General features: G+C 72.7%; 2 protein-coding genes. Both read right to left on the reverse strand.

Going from position 1 to position 1873, the window contains the following annotated elements:
* Positions 1-30: 30 nt before the first annotated feature.
* A complete protein-coding gene (locus tag ACJA3G_RS36115; RefSeq protein WP_406557259.1) occupies positions 31-1020 on the reverse strand; it encodes a malate dehydrogenase in 990 nt (329 codons plus the stop codon).
* Between the two features lie 263 nt (positions 1021-1283).
* Positions 1284-1873 (reverse strand): DUF2690 domain-containing protein (locus ACJA3G_RS36120; RefSeq protein ID WP_406557260.1); only part of this gene is annotated, 590 nt, incomplete at its 5' end.

Consider the following 1873-nt stretch of genomic DNA (forward strand, 5'->3'; position numbering starts at 1 on the left):
GGGTGGGGGCGAGCCGGGGCTCGGGTGGTACTAGAGGAGGCCGAGCTCGCGCACCGCGTCGCGCTCTTCCTTGAGCTCCTGCACCGAGGCGTCGATGCGGGCGCGCGAGAAGTCGTTGATCTCCAGGCCCTGGACGATCTCGTACGCGCCGTCCTTGACGGTGACCGGGAAGGACGAGATGAGGCCCTCGGGGACGCCGTAGGAGCCGTCCGACGGGATGCCCATGGAGGTCCAGTCGCCCTCGGCGGTGCCGTTGACCCACGTGTACACGTGGTCGATGGCGGCGTTGGCGGCGGAGGCCGCCGAGGAGGCGCCACGGGCCTCGATGATCGCGGCGCCGCGCTTGGCGACGGTCGGGATGAAGGCGTCGGCCAGCCACGCCTCGTCGTTCACCAGCTCGGCGGCGTTCTTGCCGGCGACCTCGGCGTGGAAGATGTCCGGGTACTGGGTGGCCGAGTGGTTGCCCCAGATGGTCAGACGCCTGATGTCCGAGACGGCCGAGCCGGTCTTCTTCGCGAGCTGCGAGATGGCACGGTTGTGGTCCAGCCGGGTCATCGCGGTGAAGCGCTCGGCCGGGACGTCCGGGGCCGCCGCCTGGGCGATCAGGGCGTTGGTGTTGGCCGGGTTGCCGACGACGAGGACCTTGATGTCGTCCGCGGCGTTGTCGTTGATGGCCTTGCCCTGCGGCTTGAAGATGCCGCCGTTGGCGGAGAGCAGGTCGCCGCGCTCCATGCCCTTGGTGCGCGGGCGGGCGCCGACGAGCAGCGCCACGTTGGCACCGTCGAACGCGACGTTCGGGTCGTCGGTGATCTCGATGCCGCGCAGCAGCGGGAAGGCGCAGTCGTCGAGCTCCATGGCGGTGCCCTCGGCGGCCTTCAGGCCCTGCGGGATCTCCAGCAGACGGAGGTTGACCGGCACATCCGCGCCGAGCAGGTGACCGGAGGCGATACGGAAGAGCAGCGCGTAGCCGATCTGTCCGGCCGCGCCGGTGACGGTGACATTCACGGGAGTGCGGGTCATGGCGATCTCCGTTTAGAACAGCAGGTGGTGGGGGTTGTGCCCCCTAGTTCCGGCTGTCTCCTCACGTCAAGGTCCGGCTCGGGAACCGGCTGAGAACCGGCTGGGAACCGGCTCGGGAAAAAGCTCGTCCCGCGGGCGTCCCGAACTGAATCTTGACGTGAAGAGACATCCAGCGGTCAGGCTATCCGACCCCGGCCCTCCCGAACCCCCGCCCCCCTGTGGGACGCCTCACCCGGTGGCTCGTCCGGGCCACCGGGGCGCGCTCACCGCGCCGCGGTGCAGCCCTTCTTGCCGGAGACCAGGGTCGCGCAGGCCTGCGCCGATCCGGGGCCGTCGACCGCGAGCATCCGGGTGTACGCCTCCTTGTCCGCGTCCACCGTCCCGGTCCCGCCCGCCGTGGCGCCCGAGCCGATCCGCACCTCGTCACCGGGGGCGGCCTGCTGGATACGGGCCCAGGCGGCCTGGCACGTCGGGCTGTAGCGGACCTGGACCAGGGCGGCGCCGATCTTCGCGGATGCCACCGTCCTGGCGAACGCCCCGCCGCACCCCATCGTTTCCGGGTCCTGCCCGGTGCAGCTGTCGCGGACGCACTTCACTCCCGGGGGCAGCGAGGGCGCCGCGGTGGTGGGCGTGGCCGAGGGCGCGGGAGAGGCCTTGTCGTCGCCGCCGCCCACTCCGGTGAGCAGGACCACCGCGGCGATGACCAGCAGGACGCCCAGGACACCCGCCACGATCAGGGCGGGCCGGCGCCGGGCGCCCGGTCCGGGCCCGTCCCCGCCGCCCGGACCCCGGCCGGGGCCCCGGGGCGGCACGCCGCGGCCCGTGTCCGGCTCGGCCCCGGCCGGGGTCCGGG

Origin of the sequence: Streptomyces sp. YS-3 (genome assembly GCF_045257485.1) — a bacterium.
In the GTDB taxonomy this organism is placed as follows: domain Bacteria; phylum Actinomycetota; class Actinomycetes; order Streptomycetales; family Streptomycetaceae; genus Streptomyces.